The sequence below is a fragment of the Kineococcus endophyticus genome (assembly GCF_040796495.1).
GTDB lineage: Bacteria > Actinomycetota > Actinomycetes > Actinomycetales > Kineococcaceae > Kineococcus > Kineococcus endophyticus.
On the sequence record NZ_JBFNQN010000002.1, the window covers coordinates 45,455 to 61,928 of the forward strand.

The following is a 16,474-nucleotide window of genomic DNA, read 5'->3' on the forward strand; positions in this document are numbered from 1 at the left end:
ACTGTTCCGCATGTCCAAGGTGCTCACCTCCCTGCCCGCCGGCGAGCGCGTCGGCATCGCCTTCTCCGGCGGTCTCGACACCTCCGTCGCCGTAGCCTGGATGCGGGAGAAGGGCGCCGTGCCCTGCACCTACACCGCGGACATCGGCCAGTACGACGAGCCGGACATCGCCTCGGTCCCCGGCCGCGCCGAGGCCTACGGCGCCGAGCTGGCCCGCCTCGTCGACTGCCGCGCCGCCCTCGTCGAGGAGGGCCTGGCCGCCCTCACCTGCGGCGCGTTCCACATCCGCTCCGGCGGCCGCGCCTACTTCAACACCACCCCGCTCGGCCGCGCCGTCACCGGCACGCTGCTCGTGCGGGCGATGCTCGAGGACGACGTCCAGATCTGGGGCGACGGCTCCACCTACAAGGGCAACGACATCGAGCGGTTCTACCGCTACGGCCTGCTGGCCAACCCGGCCCTGCGCATCTACAAGCCCTGGCTCGACGCGGCGTTCGTCACCGAGCTCGGCGGGCGCAAGGAGATGTCGGAGTGGCTGCAGGCCCGTGACCTGCCGTACCGCGCGAGCACCGAGAAGGCCTACTCCACCGACGCGAACATCTGGGGCGCCACCCACGAGGCCAAGCGCCTCGAGCACCTCGACGTGGGCGTGGAACTCGTCGAGCCGATCATGGGTGTCCGGTTCTGGGACCCCGAGGTCGAGATCGCGCCCGAGGACGTCACCGTCGAGTTCGAGCAGGGCCGACCCGTCCGCATCAACGGCGCGTCCTTCGACAGCGCGGTGGACCTCGTCCTGGAGGCCAACGCCATCGGCGGCCGCCACGGGCTCGGCATGTCCGACCAGATCGAGAACCGCATCATCGAGGCCAAGTCGCGCGGCATCTACGAGGCCCCCGGCATGGCGCTGCTGCACGCCGTCTACGAGCGCCTCGTCAACGCGATCCACAACGAGGACACGGTCGCCAGCTACCACAACGAGGGGCGGCGCCTGGGCCGCCTCATGTACGAGGGCCGCTGGCTGGACCCGCAGTCCCTCATGCTCCGCGAGTCGCTGCAGCGCTGGGTCGGCAACGCGGTCACCGGGTCGGTCACGCTGCGCCTGCGCCGCGGGGAGGACTACTCGATCCTCGACACCTCGGGGTCGGCGTTCAGCTACCACCCGGACAAGCTGTCGATGGAACGCACCGAGGACTCCGCCTTCGGGCCCGTCGACCGCATCGGCCAGCTGACCATGCGCAACCTGGACATCGCCGACTCCCGCGCCAAGCTCGAGCAGTACGCGGGCCTGGGCATGGTCGGCAACGCCCAGGTCAGCCTCATCGGCGCCCTGGAGTCCGGTGGGGCGCAGGCGATCGCGTCCCGCGGCGAGACCAGCGAGGACGAACTCCTGGACCGCGCGGCCATGGAGTCCGGGACCGACTGAGCCCCGGCTGCGCGGACCGGACCCGCCCCGTCAGCCGACGCGGGCGGGTTCGGCGTCGCAGAGCCGGACGAGTTCGGAGAAGCTCGTGGGGAACACCGCGTGCGGTGTTCCGGCGGCGGCCCACACGACGTCGTAGCGCAGCAGGTCGACGTCGATGACCGTGCGCAGGCGGCGGGGGTGACCCACGGGCGACACCCCGCCGATGGGCTGCCCGGTGGCGGCGCGGACCGCCGGCGCCTTGGGCCGGGTGAGTTCGGACGCGCCGAGGGCTGCGGCCGTCGCGTCGACGTCGACGCGGTGCCCGCCGCTGGTCAGCACGAGGACCGGCTCGCCGTCGGCGAGGAACACCAGGCTGTTGGCGATGGCCCCGACGGGACAGCCGAGGGCCTGCGCGGCCTGGGCCGCCGTCCGGGCGGACGCGGTGAGTTCGACGACCTCCCCCTCGGCCCCCGCCTCGCGCAACGCGCGGGCCACGGTGACTGCGTTGCGGTGCACGGCGGCTCCTCCGCTCGGGGCTCGATCGCCGTCACTCGCCGTCGGGGTCCGGACCGGTCAGGATCCCGCTGCGCAGACCGATCGAGACCGCTTCGGCGCGGGACGATGCTCCGAGCTTGGCGAAGATGCGCGAGACGTGCACGCTGGCGGTCTTCTCGGCCATGAACAGCGCCTCCCCCACCTGCCGGTTGGTCCGGCCCGCGGCGAGGAGTTCCAGGACCTGCAGTTCCCGCGGCGTCAACGGTCCGCGACCCGGGAGCGGTGCGGGGCCCGCCACGCGGGCCCGCCGCGCGAGGTCGTCGAGCACCGCGACCAAGGGCTTCGCGTGCAACCGCTCCGCCGTGCGCCGGGCCTCCTGCAGGACGGGCAGCGCGTCCTCCCGGCGACCGGCGGCCACGAGCGCCTCGGCCAGCCGCCACCGGGACCGGGCGCGTTCGGGGACGTTGCCGTAGCCGAACGCCTCGACGACCCGCTCCCACGCGAGGACCTGCTCGGCAGGCGGGGCACCGCGGAAGCGGGCCACCTCGGCGCCCAGGACGTCCGTCCAGGCACGTCCCTCGGGCCCGAGGACACCGGCCCGGGGCTGCCCCAGGGTGAGCAGTTCGGCCACCCGCTCCTGCACCCCGCGCACCAGGGCGTCGTCGCGCGATCCCGCGTCGGCCAGCGCCCCCACAGCCTGCGCACCGAGGCGCAGTCCCAGGAGGTGCTGCGGGTGCTCGATCCCCGGGAAGCTGCCGAGCGCCTCCAGCAGCACCGACGCCGCACCCGCCGCGTCACCCCTCCCGCGCAGCACCTCCGCGCGGGCCGCGGCCGCGGGCAACCCCTCCTCGACGTCGTCGAACCAGTCCGGTTCCAGCACCGCCTCCGCCTCCTCGAAGGCGCCGCGAGCGGCCAGCACCTCCGCGGCGACGATGCCGACCGGGAGGGCCGCGAGGACGGGGGCCTGCGGACCGAGGGCCCGCGCCTGGGCCAGCGCCCGGTCGAACTCCCCGGTGACGAAGCTCGTCCGCGCCTGCAGGGACAGGAGCGTGAGGCCGTAGGGGGACCACGACAGCCCCACCGTGGCCGCCCACGCGCACGAGGAGTCGAGCACCTGCGCCGCTCCCCGCAGGTCGCCCCGGTCGTAGCGGTCGGCGGCCAGGTTGTAGCGCGCGCGCAGCGAGGTGCCGAGGTGCCCACCCGCCTCGGCGGTGGCGGCGGCGCGGGTGAACAGCGCGTCGGCGTCGGCGAGGCGGCCGGCGAGGTTGTCGAGGCCGGCGAGGGTGATGAGCGCGTCCGCCTCGGCGGAGGCGAGGTCGTCGGCGCGGGCCAGGTCGAGGGCGAGCTGCGCCTGGGCCTGCGACTCCGCGAACCGGTCGAGCCCCAGCAGGCACCGCGCGGCGACCGCGGCCGCCCAGGCCACCGCGTGCCGGGCCTGCGGGTCGTCGCCGCCGCGGGCGACGGCGAGCCGGGCCTGCGCGATGCCCTCCTCGAAGCGGTCGCACGCCCACAGCGCCGACGCGCACTGCTGGTGCACCTCGGCGGCCTGGGCCGGGGTGGCGTCGTCGGGCAGGAGGTCGACGGCGTCCAGGGCGGTCAGCGCCGACCGGGCCACCTCCCCCGCGGACGCGGCCAGCCGGGACGCCCGGACGGTGACCGCGAGCAGGGTCGTCCCCGTGCGCTCGTGTGCGTCGGGAACGCTGCGCCACAACGGCAACGCCTCCTCCAGGTGCCGCCACGCCTGGCCCGGTGCCCGCAGCCGTTCGGCCTCGTCCGCGGCCGCGAGCCCGGCGACCAGCGCGCGCGGGAGGTCGTTGCTCTGGCGGGCGTGGTGGGCCAGCCGGGCCGCGGGGGCCAGCCCGTGGGTGGCGATGGCGTCGGCGTAGGCGGCGTGCCAGCGGACCCGTTCCCCGGGCAGCAGGTCGTCCAGGAGCGCCTCGTGGAGCAGGGCGTGCCGGAACGCGTAGCCCTCGTCACCGTCCGGTTCCAGCACGCGGAAGGCCACTGCGTCCCGCAGCCGCGCCTCCAGCTCGGGCGCGGGCAGTCCCGTGACCGCGGCGAGCAGGTCGTGCCGGACGCGACGGCCCCCGACGGCGGCGGTGCGGACGAGGTCGGACACCGGCGACGGCAGGGTCTCCAACCGGGTCAGGACGACGTCGGCGAGCCCACTGGGCAGCCGCCCGCCCCGCGCGGGTCCGGCGAGGAGCAGTTCCGCGGCGTAGTACGCGTTGCCCTCCGAACGGCCGTGGATGCGCCGGACCGTCGCCGGGGGGAGGTCGCGACCGGCCAGGGCGCGCAGGAAGTGCGCGGTCTCCTCGCCCGAGAAGGGCTCGAGCAGCACCCGCTGCACACCGGGCAGCCGGCCGAGTTCGCTCAGGACCGGTCGCAGCGGGTGCCGGCGGTGCAGGTCGTCGGTGCGGACGGTGGCCACGACGAGCAGCCGTTCGTCGCGCACGCGCCGCAGCAGGTAGGTCAGCAGGTCGCGGCTGGCCGCGTCGGCCCAGTGCAGGTCCTCGAGCACGAGCAGCACCGGCGCGGACCGGGAGGCCGCGACGAGCGCCGCCGCGACGGTGTCGAACAGCTGCAGCTGCGACAGGTCCACGGCCGCCTCGCCGGGGGCGGTGGCGGACCAGAAAGCCGGCGCCGACCCGCTGCCCCGCAACGGTTCCAGCGCCTCGACGAAGGGCAGGTAGGGCAGGGCCTCCCCACCCCCGGAGGCGCAGTGGCCGAGCAGGACCGTGCCGCCCGCCGAGCGGGCGTGCTCGACGAGCTCGGCGACCAGGCGGGACTTGCCCACACCGGCGTCGGCCTCGACCAGCACTCCGCCCGACGTCCCCCGGGAGGCGGCCGCGAGGGCCGCGTCGAGCGCGGCGAGCTCCTCGTCCCGCCCGACGAGGGCGGGAGCGGCGCCGGCGGGCGCGGGCGGCAGGACGGGCACGCCCGTCATCGTGGCACCGGGTCCCGACACGGCGCCGGTCCCGCGCGCCAGGCCCGGGCCGGCGCTCAGCGGACCACCGGGTGGCGCCGGACGCCCGCCCGCGGCGACCAGCGCGCCCACCAGCGGGGACGTGCCGCCCCGGCCCCACGGGCGCGCCGGGCGGCGCGCAGCTCGCGGACCAGCCGCTCCCGTTCGGCCGCGGCCGTGGCCTCGGCGACGCGCAGCGCGAGCCCTTCGCGCAGTTCCCAGTCGACCGCGTACGTGTTCCCGTGCATCTCCATGGCGGGAACGCTGCTGCTGAGGGGCACACCCGGGCATCGGGAGTTCACGCCGGTCCTCGGAGCCCCTTCCCCTTAGTCACGGAGCGTGACTGAGGGGAACGGGGTGTGAGACCGCGTCGACCGGGCCGGTGGACTCCGGCCTCCCGCGCTGCGACGGGCCCCTCCGCGCGCCACCATCGTGGGGTGGCCGTCTGGAAGTCGTTCATCGATCTCGTGCACCTCATCGGTGCCCTCGGCTGCCTCGCGCTGACCGGGGGTTTCGCCGCCGAGGGCGAGGCCGCCCGCGCGGTGTTCTACGGCCTGTGCACGATGGCCTTCGCCGTCGCACTGGCCCGGCGCTGGCCCACCCACGCCGCCCGCCGGCCCGTGGTGATCGACCTGCGCGACGAGGCCCCCGCCCGGATGGCCCAGCGGCACTGACCTCCACCGGCGAGGGTCCGCAGGCCCCTCGGTAGCGTCGCGCCATGGCCACCACCACGACCGCCACCGCCGTCCTCGACGAGGCCCACGTCGGCACGATGGACAACGTCGCCTACGTCGTGCGGTGCCGCACCACCGGGCGCCGGCTCCTCGTGGACGCGGCGGCCGAACCCGAGACGCTGCTGGCGCTGGTCGACGGTGAACTCGACGTCGTCGTCACGACGCACCGCCACCACGACCACGTCGGGGCGCTCGCGGCCGTCGTCGAGGCCACCGGGGCCCGCACCGCCGCGGGAGAGCTGGACGCCGACGAACTGCCGCTGCCGGTGCAGCAACGGCTCGAGCACGGGGACGTCCTGCGCGTCGGCGACGTCGTGCTGGAGGTCGTCCACCTGCGCGGCCACACTCCCGGATCCGTCGCCCTGCTGCTGCGCGACGCCGACGGCCCCGACCACGTGTTCACGGGCGACTCGCTCTTCCCCGGCGGGGTGGGCAACACCTTCGGCAGCGCCGAGGCGTTCCTCCAGCTCCTCGCCGACGTGACCGAGCGCCTGTTCGACGTCCTGGACGACGACACCGTCGTCCACCCCGGCCACGGGGCACCCACGACGATCGGTGCGGAGCGGCCGCACCTGGCCTCCTGGCGCGAGCGCGGCTGGTGACCGCGCGGGGGGGGTTCAGAGCACGACCGGGTCCTTCATCGCCAGCGAGGGGTAGACGGTCCCCACCTTCGTGCCGCCCAGCCAGTCCGTGAGCCGCCGGGCCTCGGCCTCCAGGGCCTTGCGCGCCCGCGCCGGGACGCGGTCGAGCAGGCGCAGGTGCACCCCACCGGCGGGGTCCTGGACCCAGCACCCCACGATCCGGCCGTCGACCCACACCGTGGTGCCGGCGTTGCCGTTCCGGTCGAACAACTGGTCCCGGTGCGGGCCGAGGTAGAACTCCCGTCCCTTCCAGCCCATGACCGTCGGGTCCAGGACCGGCAGCAGCGCGACCCACGGTCCGGGGTCGGGGGCGGCGTCGAGGTCGTCGGGCAGCAGCCAGCCCGTGCCCCCGCCGTCGAGGGTGACGGGCACCGCGCCCAGCTCGGCCAGGGCGGCGCGGACGATCCCCTTCGTCGCGCCGAGCCACCACACGACGTCGTCCTCCGTGCCGGGCCCGAACGCCGCGAGCCAGCGCCGGACGAGTTCGCGCCAGCCGTCGGCCGCACCCAACGTGACGGGCTCGGGGATCCAGTCCCGGGTCAACGTCCAGCGCGGCCGGGAGACCCGCCAGTGCCCCGTGTTCGTCCCGCGCACGACGTCACCCGTGAGCCCCAGGTGCGTGAGGATGCGCGACGCCGAGGACGTCCCGGGGCTGACGGAGACGCTGCCGTCGAGCATCGGGACGGCCTCGCGGACGGCCTGCGCGGTCAAGCCACCAGGGTTCCGGGCGAGGAGCGCGAGCACCTCGGCGCGCGCCGCGTCGACCCAGGCGTTCCCGTCCGCCACACCGCACTTCGCCGCCTCCTTCGCCATGACGGCCCGCTCGGTGGCCGCCACCCGCGCCGACGCGCTCGGCAGGACGGCGGGCAGCAGGTCGCGCGGGACGACGAACAGCGTGCGGCGCATGCCGAGCTGCTTGACCAGCGAGCGGTCGACCTCCAGAGCCCGCACGACGTCCCCGACCTCGAGGTCGGGAACCCGGGCCCGGCACGACAGGTGGACGGTGGCGGGTTCGGTCGCGTGGAGCACCCCGACGGCGCGGGTCGCCGCCTCCGGGGTTCCAACGCGGTGGGCGGGGGCGAGGGCGTGCCGGACCGCGAGACGGGCCCGGCGTTCGTCGTCGCTCACGTGGCGCACCGAGCCATCGTGGCAGGCGGGTACGACAGCCGTCAGTGCCGGTCGTGCAGCGTGATCCGGTAGCCGTCGGGGTCGGCGAAGGTGAAGGTCCGCCCGAACGGGCCGTCGACCGGCGCGGCGACGACCGGGTGGCCGTCGGCGACGAGGGCGTCGTGGACCTCCTGGACGTCGGTGGCGTGCAACCACACCGCGGTCCCGGCGCCCGGGTGGTCCCCCGCCGACAGGTCCGTGCCGGGCACGACGTCGCGCAGGGCGAACGCGATGGGCGTCGTGGAGAACACGACGGCGTGCGGGGGGCCCGCCGGCGAGCGGACGAGCCCGAGGTACTGCTCGTAGAACGCCTGTGACGCAGCGAGGTCGCGCACCTGCAGGGAGACGAAGTCGGGACCGGTGACGGGCACGGGGAACCTCCGGGGAGTTTGTGTGTGTGTCAGGAAGCTGACACAGAAGAGTGTGTCAGAATTCTGACATGAGTCAAGAGGGCATCGACCTCGGGACGTCGCTCGGCTACCTGCTCAAGCAGGCGTCGAGCGCGCTGCGCGCGGCGATGGAGGACGCGCTCCGGCCGCTGGGTCTCACCGTCACCCAGTACTCCTGCCTCGAACTGCTCGCCCAGCGCCCCGGGCTGTCCGGGTCGGACCTGGCCCGCGCCACCTTCATCACCCGGCAGTCCGTCAACACCCTCCTGCAGCAGCTCGAACGCGACGGCGACGTGCAGCGGCCGGCCGCACCGTGCGTCGGGAAGGTGCTGCCCGCCTCGCTGACCGCTCAGGGGCGGCGGCGCCTGACGGCCGCCTCGGCGGCCGTGCGGGAGGTCGAACGACGCATGCTCGAGGAGCTGAGCGCGTCCGAGCAGCGGCAGGCGTTCTCGGTGCTCGAGCGCATGACGCTGTCGCTCCGGCCGCCACCGACCCCCTGACCCGTCAACCGCCCGCGTACAGGTCGACGTGGTTGCCGGACGGGTCGGCGACCGTGCTGGACCGGGGTTTCCACGGCCGGTCCACCGGCGCGGCGACCTGGACGCCGCCCGCGACGAGGGCCCGGGCGTGGGCCGCGTCGACGTCGGGCACCGTGAGCCCGAACTTCACCGGTCCCCCGGCCCAGGGGTGCGTGGCCGGGTCCGCGACGGTGAGCAGGAAGAAGTCGTCGTCGGGGTAGCGGCCGAACTGCAGCGAGCCGATCTCGGGCTGCCAGACGGCGTCGAAGGCGTCGCGGTAGAACGCGACGCAGGTGTCGAGGTCGTCGGCGACGACGGTGACCTGGCTGATGCGGACAGCGGACACGGGCAGTCCCTCCTGGAGGTAGCGGTCGACGGTGCTCGCGCAGGACGGCGTCGGGTCCCTCGGACACGGCCCGCCGCAACCCGTCCACGGACACGCCGAGGCGCCGCAGCAGGGCCACCGTGCGGCCGGCGCGGACCTGTCCGAGGTCGTAGCGCCGGTAGCCGGTGCTGGGGTCGACGTCGGCGGGCACGAGGACCCCGACGTCGGCGTAGTGCCGCAAGGAGGTGACCGACAGTCCGGTCACCAACGAGAACGTCCCGATCGTGAGCACGCGGCCAGTCTCGAGTCTCGGGTCGCCCGAGGGTCAAGACGTGGAGCGGGGATGGGAACCTGGGTCCATGGGACTGGGCGGCGGGCCGGGCGAGTACGCCGACTACGAGTGGTTCCGCCTCGAGGACGTGCCCGCCGCCGAGGTGGTGCGTGCGGGGCCGGACCCGTTGAGCGACGCCCTGCGCGAGCTCGTCGCGGGGTACCCCGTGTGGGCCGGGCAGGGCGCCACGCGGGTGCTGCTCGTCGACCTCGACAACCTGCGGGCGGGCCCGGCCCGGTTGCGGGCGCGGCTCTCGGTCGTCCTGGACCTGGCCCGGCAGGCCGACCGGGTCTCCCTGGCCGGACAGGTCGGGGCCGTCGCGCGGTCCCGGCCGTGGCTGGAGGAGTTCGCCGACCGCGCGCAGCCGGTCCCCGACGGCGCCGACGTCGCGGACCTCGCGCTGCTCGCCGCGGCCCGCAAGGTGCCGGACCCGGTCGAGTTCGTCGTCGTCAGCAACGACGGCATCTTCGCCGACCTCGCCGAGCGCGGGGACCTCACCCTGCTCTCACCGGGGACGAGCGCCCTGAGCGACCGGCTGTACGGGGCGGCGAGCCTGCTCGTCGACCTCGCCGCCCTCGAGGCCGAGGCCGCCGCGAGCCTCGTCGGGCGCTGACGTCATGGCCCAGGTCAAGGTCCACGGCCGCGCCGACGTGCTGCGCCCGGTGCGCCGGGAACTGTCCGACCTGCTGCACCGCGCGGCGGTCGACGTCCTCGGTCTGCCGGAGGACAAGCGCTTCCACCGGTTCTTCCCGATGGACCCCGAGGACTTCCCGACCCCCGCCGGCCGCTCGCACCGGTACACGGTCGTCGAGGTCCTCTTGTTCCCCGGCCGCAGCGTCGCGACGAAGAAGGCGTTCCTGCGCCGGCTGTTCGCCGACGCCCGGTCACAGCTCGGCCTGGAGCCGGTGGACCTGGAGATCGTGCTGGTGGAGATCCCTCGTCACGACTGGGGCATCCGCGGCCTGCCGGGCGACGAACTCGACCTGAGCTACCGCGTCGACGTCTGAGGGCCGGTCAGTCCAGCGCCATCCCCCGCCGTTCGGGCAGCAGGAAGCTCGCGGAGGCCGCGACGGCGAAGGCGACCCCGAAGACGACGAACACCAGGGCCGTCCCGCCCCCGGAGGACAGGAACGGCACGGACAGCGGCGCGAGGATCGAGGCGATGCGACCGAACCCCGCCGCGGCCCCGGCACCCCGGCCGCGGACGCTCGTCGGGTACACCTCCGGGGTCACCGCGTACAGCGCACCCCACGCCCCGAGGTTGCAGAACGACAGCGCGGCCCCGGCGGCGAGGACCGCCCCCGGGGTGTCCGCCGCGGCGTAGGCGAGGGCGGACAGGGCCGAGCCGACGAGGAACGCCGACAACGTCCGCCGCCGGCCCCACGCCTCGACGAGGACGGCCGCCACGGCGTAGCCGGGCAGCTGCGCCAGCGTGATGAGCAGCGTGAACTCCAGCGAGCGGACGAGGGTGAAACCGTCCGCCACGAGCAGGCTCGGGATCCAGGTGAACGCACCGTAGTAGCTGAAGTTCACGAAGAACCAGACGAGCCACAGACCCGCCGTGCGGCGGCGCAGGCCGTCCGACCAGATCCCCTGCGCGACAGGGGCGGGCGGGTCCGGGACGAGCGGGACGTCCGAGCTGCGACCGGCGGCCGCCTCGAACTGCGCGACGACGCGCTCCGCCTCCTGCGTCCGGCCGCGGGCCAGCAGGAACCGCACGGACTCCGGCAGTCCCCACCGCACGACCACCGCGTACAGGGCGGGCAGCGCCCCCAGGGCCAGCGCCCACCGCCAGCCGTCGTCGGACGTGGGCACGAGCCAGAACCCCACGAGCGCGGCCAACGTCCAGCCGACCGCCCAGAACGCCTCGAGCACCACCACGACCCGGCCCCGGATCCGCCGCGGCGCGAACTCGCTGACGAGGGTGGAGGCGACGGGCAGTTCCGCGCCGAGGCCCAGCCCGACGAGGAACCGGAACACCAGCAGGGCCAGCAACGACCACGACAGTGCCGCGGCCCCCGTCGCCAGGCCGTAGACGACGAGGGTGATCGCGAACACCTGCCGCCGGCCGATCCGGTCGGCCAGCAGCCCGCCGAGGGTCGCCCCCAGCGCCATGCCCGCGAAACCCACCGACGCGATCCAGGACTGCTCGGTGGCGCTGAGGTCCCACTGCGCCTTCAACGCCACGAGCACGTACGCGACGAGGCCGACGTCGAAGGCGTCGAGCGCCCACCCCACCCCCGACCCCAGCAGCAACCGGCGGTGCCGCGCTGTGAACGGCAGGGCGTCGAGGCGCTCGGAGACGGTGGCGGGCTGGCTCACAGGAGGAGCCTAGATCGTGGCGACGGACCCCGAGTCCACGCGGTAGTTGCTGCCGTTGACGAAACTCGCGCGCTCGGAGGCGAGGAACGCGATGACGGCCGCGACCTCCTCGGGTTCCCCGCGCCGCTTGAGCTCCATGAACGGGCGCTCCTCGTCGAGGAAGCTGGAGATGGCCTCCTCGACGCCCACGCCGAGTTCGGAGGACCGCTTCTCCATCATCTTGTCGGTCATGGGCGTCGCGATGAAGGCGGGCGAGACGGCGTTGACGAGGATCCCCTCGCTCCCGTACGTCTTCGACAACCCCTTGACGAGGCTGAGGACGGCGGCCTTCGCCGCACAGTAGGGCAGTTCGTCGGCGTAGGGCTGGACAGCGTCCTCGGAGGCGAGCAGCACGATGCGGCCCCACCCCTTGCCGCGCATGCCGTCGAGGAACGTGCGGACGACGCGGACGGCGGAGAAGAAGTCGATCTCCAGCGTCGAGCGCCACCCGTCCTCGTCGATCTCGTGGAACAGGCCCTGGGCGCCGGTGACGCCGGCGGCGTGGACGAGGACGTCGGGGTGGCCGACCCCGGCGACGACCTCGCCGTGCAGCCGGGCGACGTCGTCGGGGTCGGTGAGGTCGGCCGCGACGGCCAGCACCTCACCCGGGAGCTTCGCCGCCGCGGCCCGCAGCGACTCCTCGTCGACGTCCGTGACCGCGACCTTCGCCCCCTCTTCGAGGAGCAGACGTGCTGTGTGCCAGCCGATCCCGGAATCGCCGCCCGTGACCAGGGCCGTGCGTCCCGTGAGTTCGAGATCCATGCCGCTCACGCTAGGCACGCCTCAGCGGCACCGCTCGGCGAAACTCAGCGGGGTGCGCGCCGCCACACCGGACGCGGGGTGAGCGTCATGGCCGCGGCGAGCGCGCGCAACGATCCGGGCACCCAGACCACCCCGCGCCCGGCGGCCAGCCCGGCGGCGACGGCGTCGGCCACCTGGGCCGGAGTGCAGGACAGCGGCGCGGGCGACATGCCCGCCGTCATCCGGCCCACGACGAACCCCGGGCGCACGAGCAGCAGCCGCACCCCGCTGCCGTGCAGCGCGTCCGCGAGGCCGGAGGCGAATCCGTCCAGGCCTGCCTTGGCGGAGCCGTACACGTAGTTCGCCCGCCGCACCCGCGCGCCGGCGATGGAGGAGAACACGACGAGGCGTCCGCCCCGCAGGGGGCGCAGCAGCGTCGCGAGGTGGGACAGGACGCTGACCTGGGCGACGAAGTCCGTGTGCACCACGGCGAGCGCGTGCGCGACGTCGACCTCCGCGCGGGCCTGGTCGCCGAGGACCCCGAACGCGACGACGACGTCCAGCGCGCCGTGCCGGGCGACGAGACCGGCCAGCAGCGCACCGTGCGAGGGCAGGTCGTCGGCGTCGAACTCCACCGTCTCGACGGTGGCGCCCAGGGCCTGCAGCCGCGCCGACTCCGCCGTCAGCTCCCCGGCCCGGCGTGCCGCCAGGACGACCGTGCGGGCGCCCGCGCGGACGAGCCGTTCGGCCACCTCCAGACCGATCTCGCTGCGCCCGCCCAGGACGAGCACGGGGTCCGGTGCACCGTTCGCCATCAGATCCAGCCCGCCTTCTTCGCGATGGCGACGGCCTCGTGCCGGTTCGCCGCCCCCAGCTTCCCCGACGCGGCCGACAGGTGGTTGCGCACCGTCCCCGGGGACAGCGAGACCTTGACCGCGATCTCCTCCACCCCGGCCCCGTCGGCGGCCAGTTCGAGGACGTCGGCCTCGCGGGCCGTCAGGGGGCTCGCACCGGCGGCGATGGCGTCGGCGGCGAGCGAGGGGTCGACGTACCGGCCGCCACCGGCGACGGTGCGGATGGCGTCGGCCAGCACGGCCCCCGACGACGTCTTGGGCAGGAAGCCCCGTACGCCCGCCTCCAGCGCCCGGCGCAGGTGGCCGGGGCGCCCGTGGCTGGTGAGCAGCAGGGTCGTCGTCCCGGGCACCTCGGCGTGCAGGCGCTCGGCCAGCGCGATCCCGTCCGCGGGGGCCTGCGGGCCGCCCGGGGGCATCTGCAGGTCCAGGACGGCCACGTCCGGGGAGACCTTGCGGGCGACCGCGAGCGCCTCCGCGCAGCTGGCGGCCTGACCGACGACCTCGAGGTCGTCCTGCAGGTCGAGCAGGCCGGCGACGGCGCTGCGGACGAGGTGCTCGTCGTCGGCGAGCAGGACGCGGTGCACGGGAGAGGTGGTCACGTGAGCTCCCAGCGGGCGTGGAGGGTGAACGTCCCGTCGGTCCCTCGCGTCTCGAGGCGGCCACCGACGGGCTGCAGGCGTTCGGCCAGACCCAGCAGCCCCGAACCTCGGCCGGCGGGCCGGTCGGGCACACCGTCGTTCACGAGGCTGACCGCGAGCTCGGCCGCCTCCCGCCGGACGGAGATGCGGCACCACGTGGCGGTGCTGTGGCGCACCACGTTCGTCACGCCCTCGCGGATGACCCACGCGGCGGCCGACCGCAGGTCCTCGGGCAGGGGGCCGTCCTGGTCGAGGTGCTCCACGGTGCACGCGATCCCGGCGGACTCCAGCAGCGCCACGGACCCCTCGAGCTCGGTGGTGAGGTCGACGGCGCGGTAGCCGCGGACGACGGTGCGGATGCGTTCCAGGGAACCCTGGGCGATGGAGCGGACCTCCTCGGCGCGCCCCACGGCCTCGGGACGACCCCGGCGGGCCAGTTCGGCGACGAGGTCGCTCGTCACGGCGATCGCCGACAGGTCGCGGCCCACGACGTCGTGCAGGTCCCGGGCGAAGCGCAACCGCTCCTCCGCGACGGCCAGCCGCGTGCGGTCGCGTTCGGCGTCGGCCAGGCGGCGGACGACCTCCAGCATCCACAACGACATCTGGACGACGGCGGCGAGGAACACGCCGTAGAAGGCGTAGGTGAGGACCATGGGGAACCGGTCGGTGAACGGGAACGTCGCCGCCCCCACGACGAGCACCACGTGCGGGGCGTAGCGGCGGAAGCGTCCCCGCCCCAGGGGGACCACTGCGGCGACCGCGGCGACCGCGGCCACGACGTCGACGACCTCGCCGCCGCCGGGGGCGTTCCGCAGCGCGAGCACGCCGGACGCCCAGGCGAGCAGGGACGTGAGGACCCACGCGCCCTCGACGGTGCGACCGGTGGGCCGGCGCCGGACGGCGCGGCTGAGCAGGACGGCCAGGGCCAGCGCCTGCACGAGCGAGCCGGCGACGGCCACGGCGACCGCGGCCCCCGCGTCCGGGACCGTCCCCGCGGTGACACCGGCGACGACGAGCGGGCCGAGGAACGCCATGGGCACGAGCGACCAGTGCGTGTACAGCTCGACGCGCCGCGGGTCGTCCGCGGCGCGCCAGCGTCCCAGCAGGTCCACGGACCCGACTCTGCCAGAGCCCCTCACACCCGGGGCGACCAGCGGAACCAGGCGCGGACGGCGACCAGGACCGCGACCGCCCAGACGGTCGCGACGGCGGCGGCCCGCCAGACGTCCGCACCCGACGGGTCGCCCGTCCAGCCGGCCGTCACGAGGGTCAGCACGGGGCTCAGCGGGGTGAACTCCGCGATGCGGGACAGGTTCCCCGGCAGCAGGTCCAGCGGCAGGGCGGCGCCTGCGCCCAGGGCGGCGACGGCGATGACCGGCAGGCTCGTGACCTGCACCGATTCGAGGGTCTTCGACGCCACCGCGGTCACGAGGGCCAGCCCGGTGAAGACGACGCAGCCGACGAGGACGCCGGCGAGGCTGAGCAGGGGGTTCTGCGGCAGGGGCAGGTCGATGGCGGCGGCCCCGGCGACGGCCAGCACCAGTGTCTGCACGAGCGTGATGGCGACCGCGGGAACGGCGAGCGCCGTGAGGATCTCGCCGTCGGCGGCCTCCCCCGTGCGCAGCCGCTGCAGCACGCCCTCCTCCCGGCGGGCGACGGCCGTCGACAGCACCGTGTAGTAGACGACGAACAGCAGCAGCATCCCGACCAGGGACGCGGTGGCGAGCGCCGCGGCGTCGCCGCCGTCACCGACCCCCTCCAGGGTGCTGAACAGCCCGATGACGCTGACGGGCATGACGAGCGCGATGGACATGAGGGTCTTGTTGCGCCGCAGCAGGAGCAGTTCGGCGTGCGACAGGGACCAGGTGCGACGCAGGGTTCCGGCGAACCGGCCTCCCGCTCCCCTGGTGGTGCTGACGACGGGTTCCGTCGTGCTGGTGCTGGTGCTGGTGGTGGTGGACATCAGGCGGCCTCCTCCGTGGCGGCGAGTGCGAGGAACGCGGTCTCGAGCGAGGCCGGGACGGCCTGCAGACCGGGCAGCGCCAGGTCCTGCCCGTCGGCCCAGGCCAGGACGCGGGACAGGCTGCGCTGCAGGTGGTCGGTGCGGACGACGACGTGCCGTCCGTCGACGGTGACGGTGTCGCCGGGGTCGAGGTGGGTGGGGTCGGGCCGTCCCGCGGAGGCGTCCCAGCGGACCTCCGACCGGTACCCGGCGACGACGTCGGCGATGGTGCCCTCGGCGGCGACGACGCCGCGGTGCATGACGGCGAGGCGGTCGGAGAGTTCCTCGGCCTCCTCCAGGTGGTGGGTCGTCAGCAGGACCGCGGTGCCGGCGTCGACGAGGTCGCGCACGAGTCCCCAGACGGCACGGCGGGACTGGGCGTCCAGACCCGTGGTGGGTTCGTCCAGCACGAGGAGTTCCGGACGGCCCAGAAGGGCGACGGCGAGGTCGACGCGGCGGCGCTCCCCGCCGGACAGGGACTTCACGGTCGCGTCGAGCTTGTACTGCAGGCCGACCACCTCGACGACCTCGGCCGTGGGGCGGCTGCGGCTGAGGGTTCCGCGCCACATCTGCAGGCTCTCGGCGACCGTCAGTTCGCCCGGGAGGTTCCCCGACTGCAGGACCACGCCCGTCCGCGGCCGGACCAGCCGGCGCTCGCGCACCGGGTCGTGCCCCAGGACCCGGACCGAGCCCGCGCTCGGCCGGGCGAGACCGGTGACGACGTCGACCGTGGAGGTCTTGCCGGCCCCGTTGGTGCCGAGGAGCCCGAACACCTCCCCGCGCCCCACCGTGAAGCTGATGCCACGCACGGCCCGGACCCCTCCGGAGTACGTGCGCTGCAGGTTCTCGACCTCGACTGCGTCCATGTCCTCCAGGCTGCCGCCGGTCCGGCGCCCGGTCCCGTGCCCGCC

At 74.9% G+C, this 16,474-nt stretch carries 19 protein-coding genes and 1 pseudogene; 6 read left to right on the forward strand and 14 right to left on the reverse strand.

Annotation, left to right across the window (positions count from 1 at the left end; all coding sequences use genetic code 11):
• The first annotated feature begins 10 nt into the window (after positions 1-10).
• Positions 11-1,423, forward strand: a complete 1,413-nt coding sequence (argG, locus tag AB1207_RS02440) for an argininosuccinate synthase (RefSeq protein ID WP_367636205.1) — start codon at positions 11-13, stop codon at positions 1,421-1,423.
• Positions 1,424-1,453: 30 nt separating this feature from the next.
• Here the strand turns inward: argG and AB1207_RS02445 are convergent, their stop codons facing one another.
• The 3 genes from AB1207_RS02445 to AB1207_RS02455 all read right to left on the reverse strand — a co-directional run bounded on the left by AB1207_RS02445 (position 1,454) and on the right by AB1207_RS02455 (position 5,116).
• Entirely contained in the window at positions 1,454-1,918 is a 465-nt protein-coding gene (locus AB1207_RS02445; protein WP_367636206.1) for a YbaK/EbsC family protein, read from the reverse strand.
• 31 nt (positions 1,919-1,949) lie between these two features.
• Complete coding sequence (locus tag AB1207_RS02450) at positions 1,950-4,835, reverse strand: helix-turn-helix transcriptional regulator (RefSeq protein ID WP_367636207.1); 2,886 nt, start codon at positions 4,833-4,835, stop codon at positions 1,950-1,952.
• Positions 4,836-4,900: 65 nt separating this feature from the next.
• The gene (locus tag AB1207_RS02455; protein ID WP_367636208.1) at positions 4,901-5,116 is read right to left on the reverse strand and encodes a hypothetical protein; all 216 of its coding nucleotides are present in this window, start codon (positions 5,114-5,116) and stop codon (positions 4,901-4,903) included.
• A 183-nt stretch (positions 5,117-5,299) separates the two neighbouring features.
• Here AB1207_RS02455 and AB1207_RS02460 point away from each other — a divergent pair, with 183 nt between their 5' ends.
• Both AB1207_RS02460 and AB1207_RS02465 read left to right on the forward strand, forming a co-directional pair.
• Entirely contained in the window at positions 5,300-5,536 is a 237-nt protein-coding gene (locus AB1207_RS02460; protein WP_367636209.1) for a hypothetical protein, read from the forward strand.
• 44 nt (positions 5,537-5,580) lie between these two features.
• On the forward strand, positions 5,581-6,198 hold the full coding sequence (locus AB1207_RS02465) for an MBL fold metallo-hydrolase (protein WP_367636210.1): 618 nt from the start codon (positions 5,581-5,583) through the stop codon (positions 6,196-6,198).
• A gap of 15 nt (positions 6,199-6,213) precedes the next feature.
• On the opposite strand, the gene AB1207_RS02470 is transcribed toward AB1207_RS02465, so the two are convergent.
• Both AB1207_RS02470 and AB1207_RS02475 read right to left on the reverse strand, forming a co-directional pair.
• On the reverse strand, positions 6,214-7,374 hold the full coding sequence (locus tag AB1207_RS02470) for a winged helix DNA-binding domain-containing protein (RefSeq protein ID WP_367636211.1): 1,161 nt from the start codon (positions 7,372-7,374) through the stop codon (positions 6,214-6,216).
• A gap of 32 nt (positions 7,375-7,406) precedes the next feature.
• A complete protein-coding gene (locus AB1207_RS02475) occupies positions 7,407-7,775 on the reverse strand; it encodes a VOC family protein (protein WP_367636212.1) in 369 nt (122 codons plus the stop codon).
• 68 nt (positions 7,776-7,843) lie between these two features.
• On the opposite strand from AB1207_RS02475, the gene AB1207_RS02480 reads away from it, so the two are divergent.
• Positions 7,844-8,293, forward strand: a complete 450-nt coding sequence (locus AB1207_RS02480) for a MarR family winged helix-turn-helix transcriptional regulator (protein ID WP_367636213.1) — start codon at positions 7,844-7,846, stop codon at positions 8,291-8,293.
• Between the two features lie 4 nt (positions 8,294-8,297).
• Here the strand turns inward: AB1207_RS02480 and AB1207_RS02485 are convergent, their stop codons facing one another.
• Positions 8,298-8,657 (reverse strand): VOC family protein, encoded by a 360-nt coding sequence (locus AB1207_RS02485; protein ID WP_367636214.1) that lies wholly within the window; start codon positions 8,655-8,657, stop codon positions 8,298-8,300.
• A gap of 73 nt (positions 8,658-8,730) precedes the next feature.
• Positions 8,731-8,928: pseudogene (locus AB1207_RS02490) on the reverse strand (MerR family DNA-binding transcriptional regulator); the annotation flags it as partial.
• A gap of 67 nt (positions 8,929-8,995) precedes the next feature.
• Between AB1207_RS02490 and AB1207_RS02495 the strand changes: the two are divergent.
• Entirely contained in the window at positions 8,996-9,580 is a 585-nt protein-coding gene (locus tag AB1207_RS02495) for a hypothetical protein (RefSeq protein ID WP_367636215.1), read from the forward strand.
• Between the two features lie 4 nt (positions 9,581-9,584).
• Positions 9,585-9,974 (forward strand): tautomerase family protein, encoded by a 390-nt coding sequence (locus AB1207_RS02500; protein WP_367636216.1) that lies wholly within the window; start codon positions 9,585-9,587, stop codon positions 9,972-9,974.
• A gap of 7 nt (positions 9,975-9,981) precedes the next feature.
• On the opposite strand, the gene AB1207_RS02505 is transcribed toward AB1207_RS02500, so the two are convergent.
• Genes AB1207_RS02505 through AB1207_RS02535 form a run of 7 tightly spaced genes read right to left on the reverse strand, consistent with a single transcriptional unit; the run spans position 9,982 to position 16,429 of the window.
• Positions 9,982-11,289, reverse strand: coding sequence for an MFS transporter (locus tag AB1207_RS02505; protein WP_367636217.1), 1,308 nt, complete (start codon positions 11,287-11,289; stop codon positions 9,982-9,984).
• A gap of 9 nt (positions 11,290-11,298) precedes the next feature.
• On the reverse strand, positions 11,299-12,090 hold the full coding sequence (locus AB1207_RS02510; RefSeq protein ID WP_367636218.1) for an SDR family NAD(P)-dependent oxidoreductase: 792 nt from the start codon (positions 12,088-12,090) through the stop codon (positions 11,299-11,301).
• Positions 12,091-12,134: 44 nt separating this feature from the next.
• Complete coding sequence (gene dprE2, locus AB1207_RS02515) at positions 12,135-12,884, reverse strand: decaprenylphospho-beta-D-erythro-pentofuranosid-2-ulose 2-reductase (protein ID WP_367636219.1); 750 nt, start codon at positions 12,882-12,884, stop codon at positions 12,135-12,137.
• Positions 12,884-13,522, reverse strand: a complete 639-nt coding sequence (locus tag AB1207_RS02520) for a response regulator (RefSeq protein WP_367636220.1) — start codon at positions 13,520-13,522, stop codon at positions 12,884-12,886. The genes dprE2 and AB1207_RS02520 overlap by 1 nt, the downstream gene beginning before the upstream one ends.
• Positions 13,519-14,673, reverse strand: coding sequence for a sensor histidine kinase (locus tag AB1207_RS02525; protein ID WP_367636221.1), 1,155 nt, complete (start codon positions 14,671-14,673; stop codon positions 13,519-13,521). Before AB1207_RS02525 ends, AB1207_RS02520 begins: the two co-directional genes overlap by 4 nt.
• A gap of 23 nt (positions 14,674-14,696) precedes the next feature.
• Positions 14,697-15,524, reverse strand: coding sequence for an ABC transporter permease (locus AB1207_RS02530; protein WP_367636222.1), 828 nt, complete (start codon positions 15,522-15,524; stop codon positions 14,697-14,699).
• Positions 15,524-16,429 carry an ABC transporter ATP-binding protein gene (locus AB1207_RS02535; protein ID WP_367636223.1) on the reverse strand — a complete coding sequence of 302 codons (906 nt, stop codon included), beginning with the start codon at positions 16,427-16,429 and terminating at the stop codon, positions 15,524-15,526. The genes AB1207_RS02530 and AB1207_RS02535 overlap by 1 nt, the downstream gene beginning before the upstream one ends.
• Positions 16,430-16,474: the final 45 nt, after the last annotated feature.

What these genes read in the sequence shown, in the direction of transcription:
- argG (WP_367636205.1), top strand. Translation starts at nt 11, where the DNA reads ATGTCCAAGGTGCTCACCTCCCTGCCCGCCGGCGAGCGCGTCGGCATC.
- AB1207_RS02455 (WP_367636208.1), bottom strand. Translation starts at nt 5,116, where the DNA reads ATGGAGATGCACGGGAACACGTACGCGGTCGACTGGGAACTGCGCGAA.
- AB1207_RS02465 (WP_367636210.1), top strand. Translation starts at nt 5,581, where the DNA reads ATGGCCACCACCACGACCGCCACCGCCGTCCTCGACGAGGCCCACGTC.
- AB1207_RS02480 (WP_367636213.1), top strand. Translation starts at nt 7,844, where the DNA reads ATGAGTCAAGAGGGCATCGACCTCGGGACGTCGCTCGGCTACCTGCTC.
- AB1207_RS02495 (WP_367636215.1), top strand. Translation starts at nt 8,996, where the DNA reads ATGGGACTGGGCGGCGGGCCGGGCGAGTACGCCGACTACGAGTGGTTC.
- AB1207_RS02500 (WP_367636216.1), top strand. Translation starts at nt 9,585, where the DNA reads ATGGCCCAGGTCAAGGTCCACGGCCGCGCCGACGTGCTGCGCCCGGTG.
- AB1207_RS02510 (WP_367636218.1), bottom strand. Translation starts at nt 12,090, where the DNA reads ATGGATCTCGAACTCACGGGACGCACGGCCCTGGTCACGGGCGGCGAT.
- dprE2 (WP_367636219.1), bottom strand. Translation starts at nt 12,884, where the DNA reads ATGGCGAACGGTGCACCGGACCCCGTGCTCGTCCTGGGCGGGCGCAGC.
- AB1207_RS02530 (WP_367636222.1), bottom strand. Translation starts at nt 15,524, where the DNA reads ATGTCCACCACCACCAGCACCAGCACCAGCACGACGGAACCCGTCGTC.
- AB1207_RS02535 (WP_367636223.1), bottom strand. Translation starts at nt 16,429, where the DNA reads ATGGACGCAGTCGAGGTCGAGAACCTGCAGCGCACGTACTCCGGAGGG.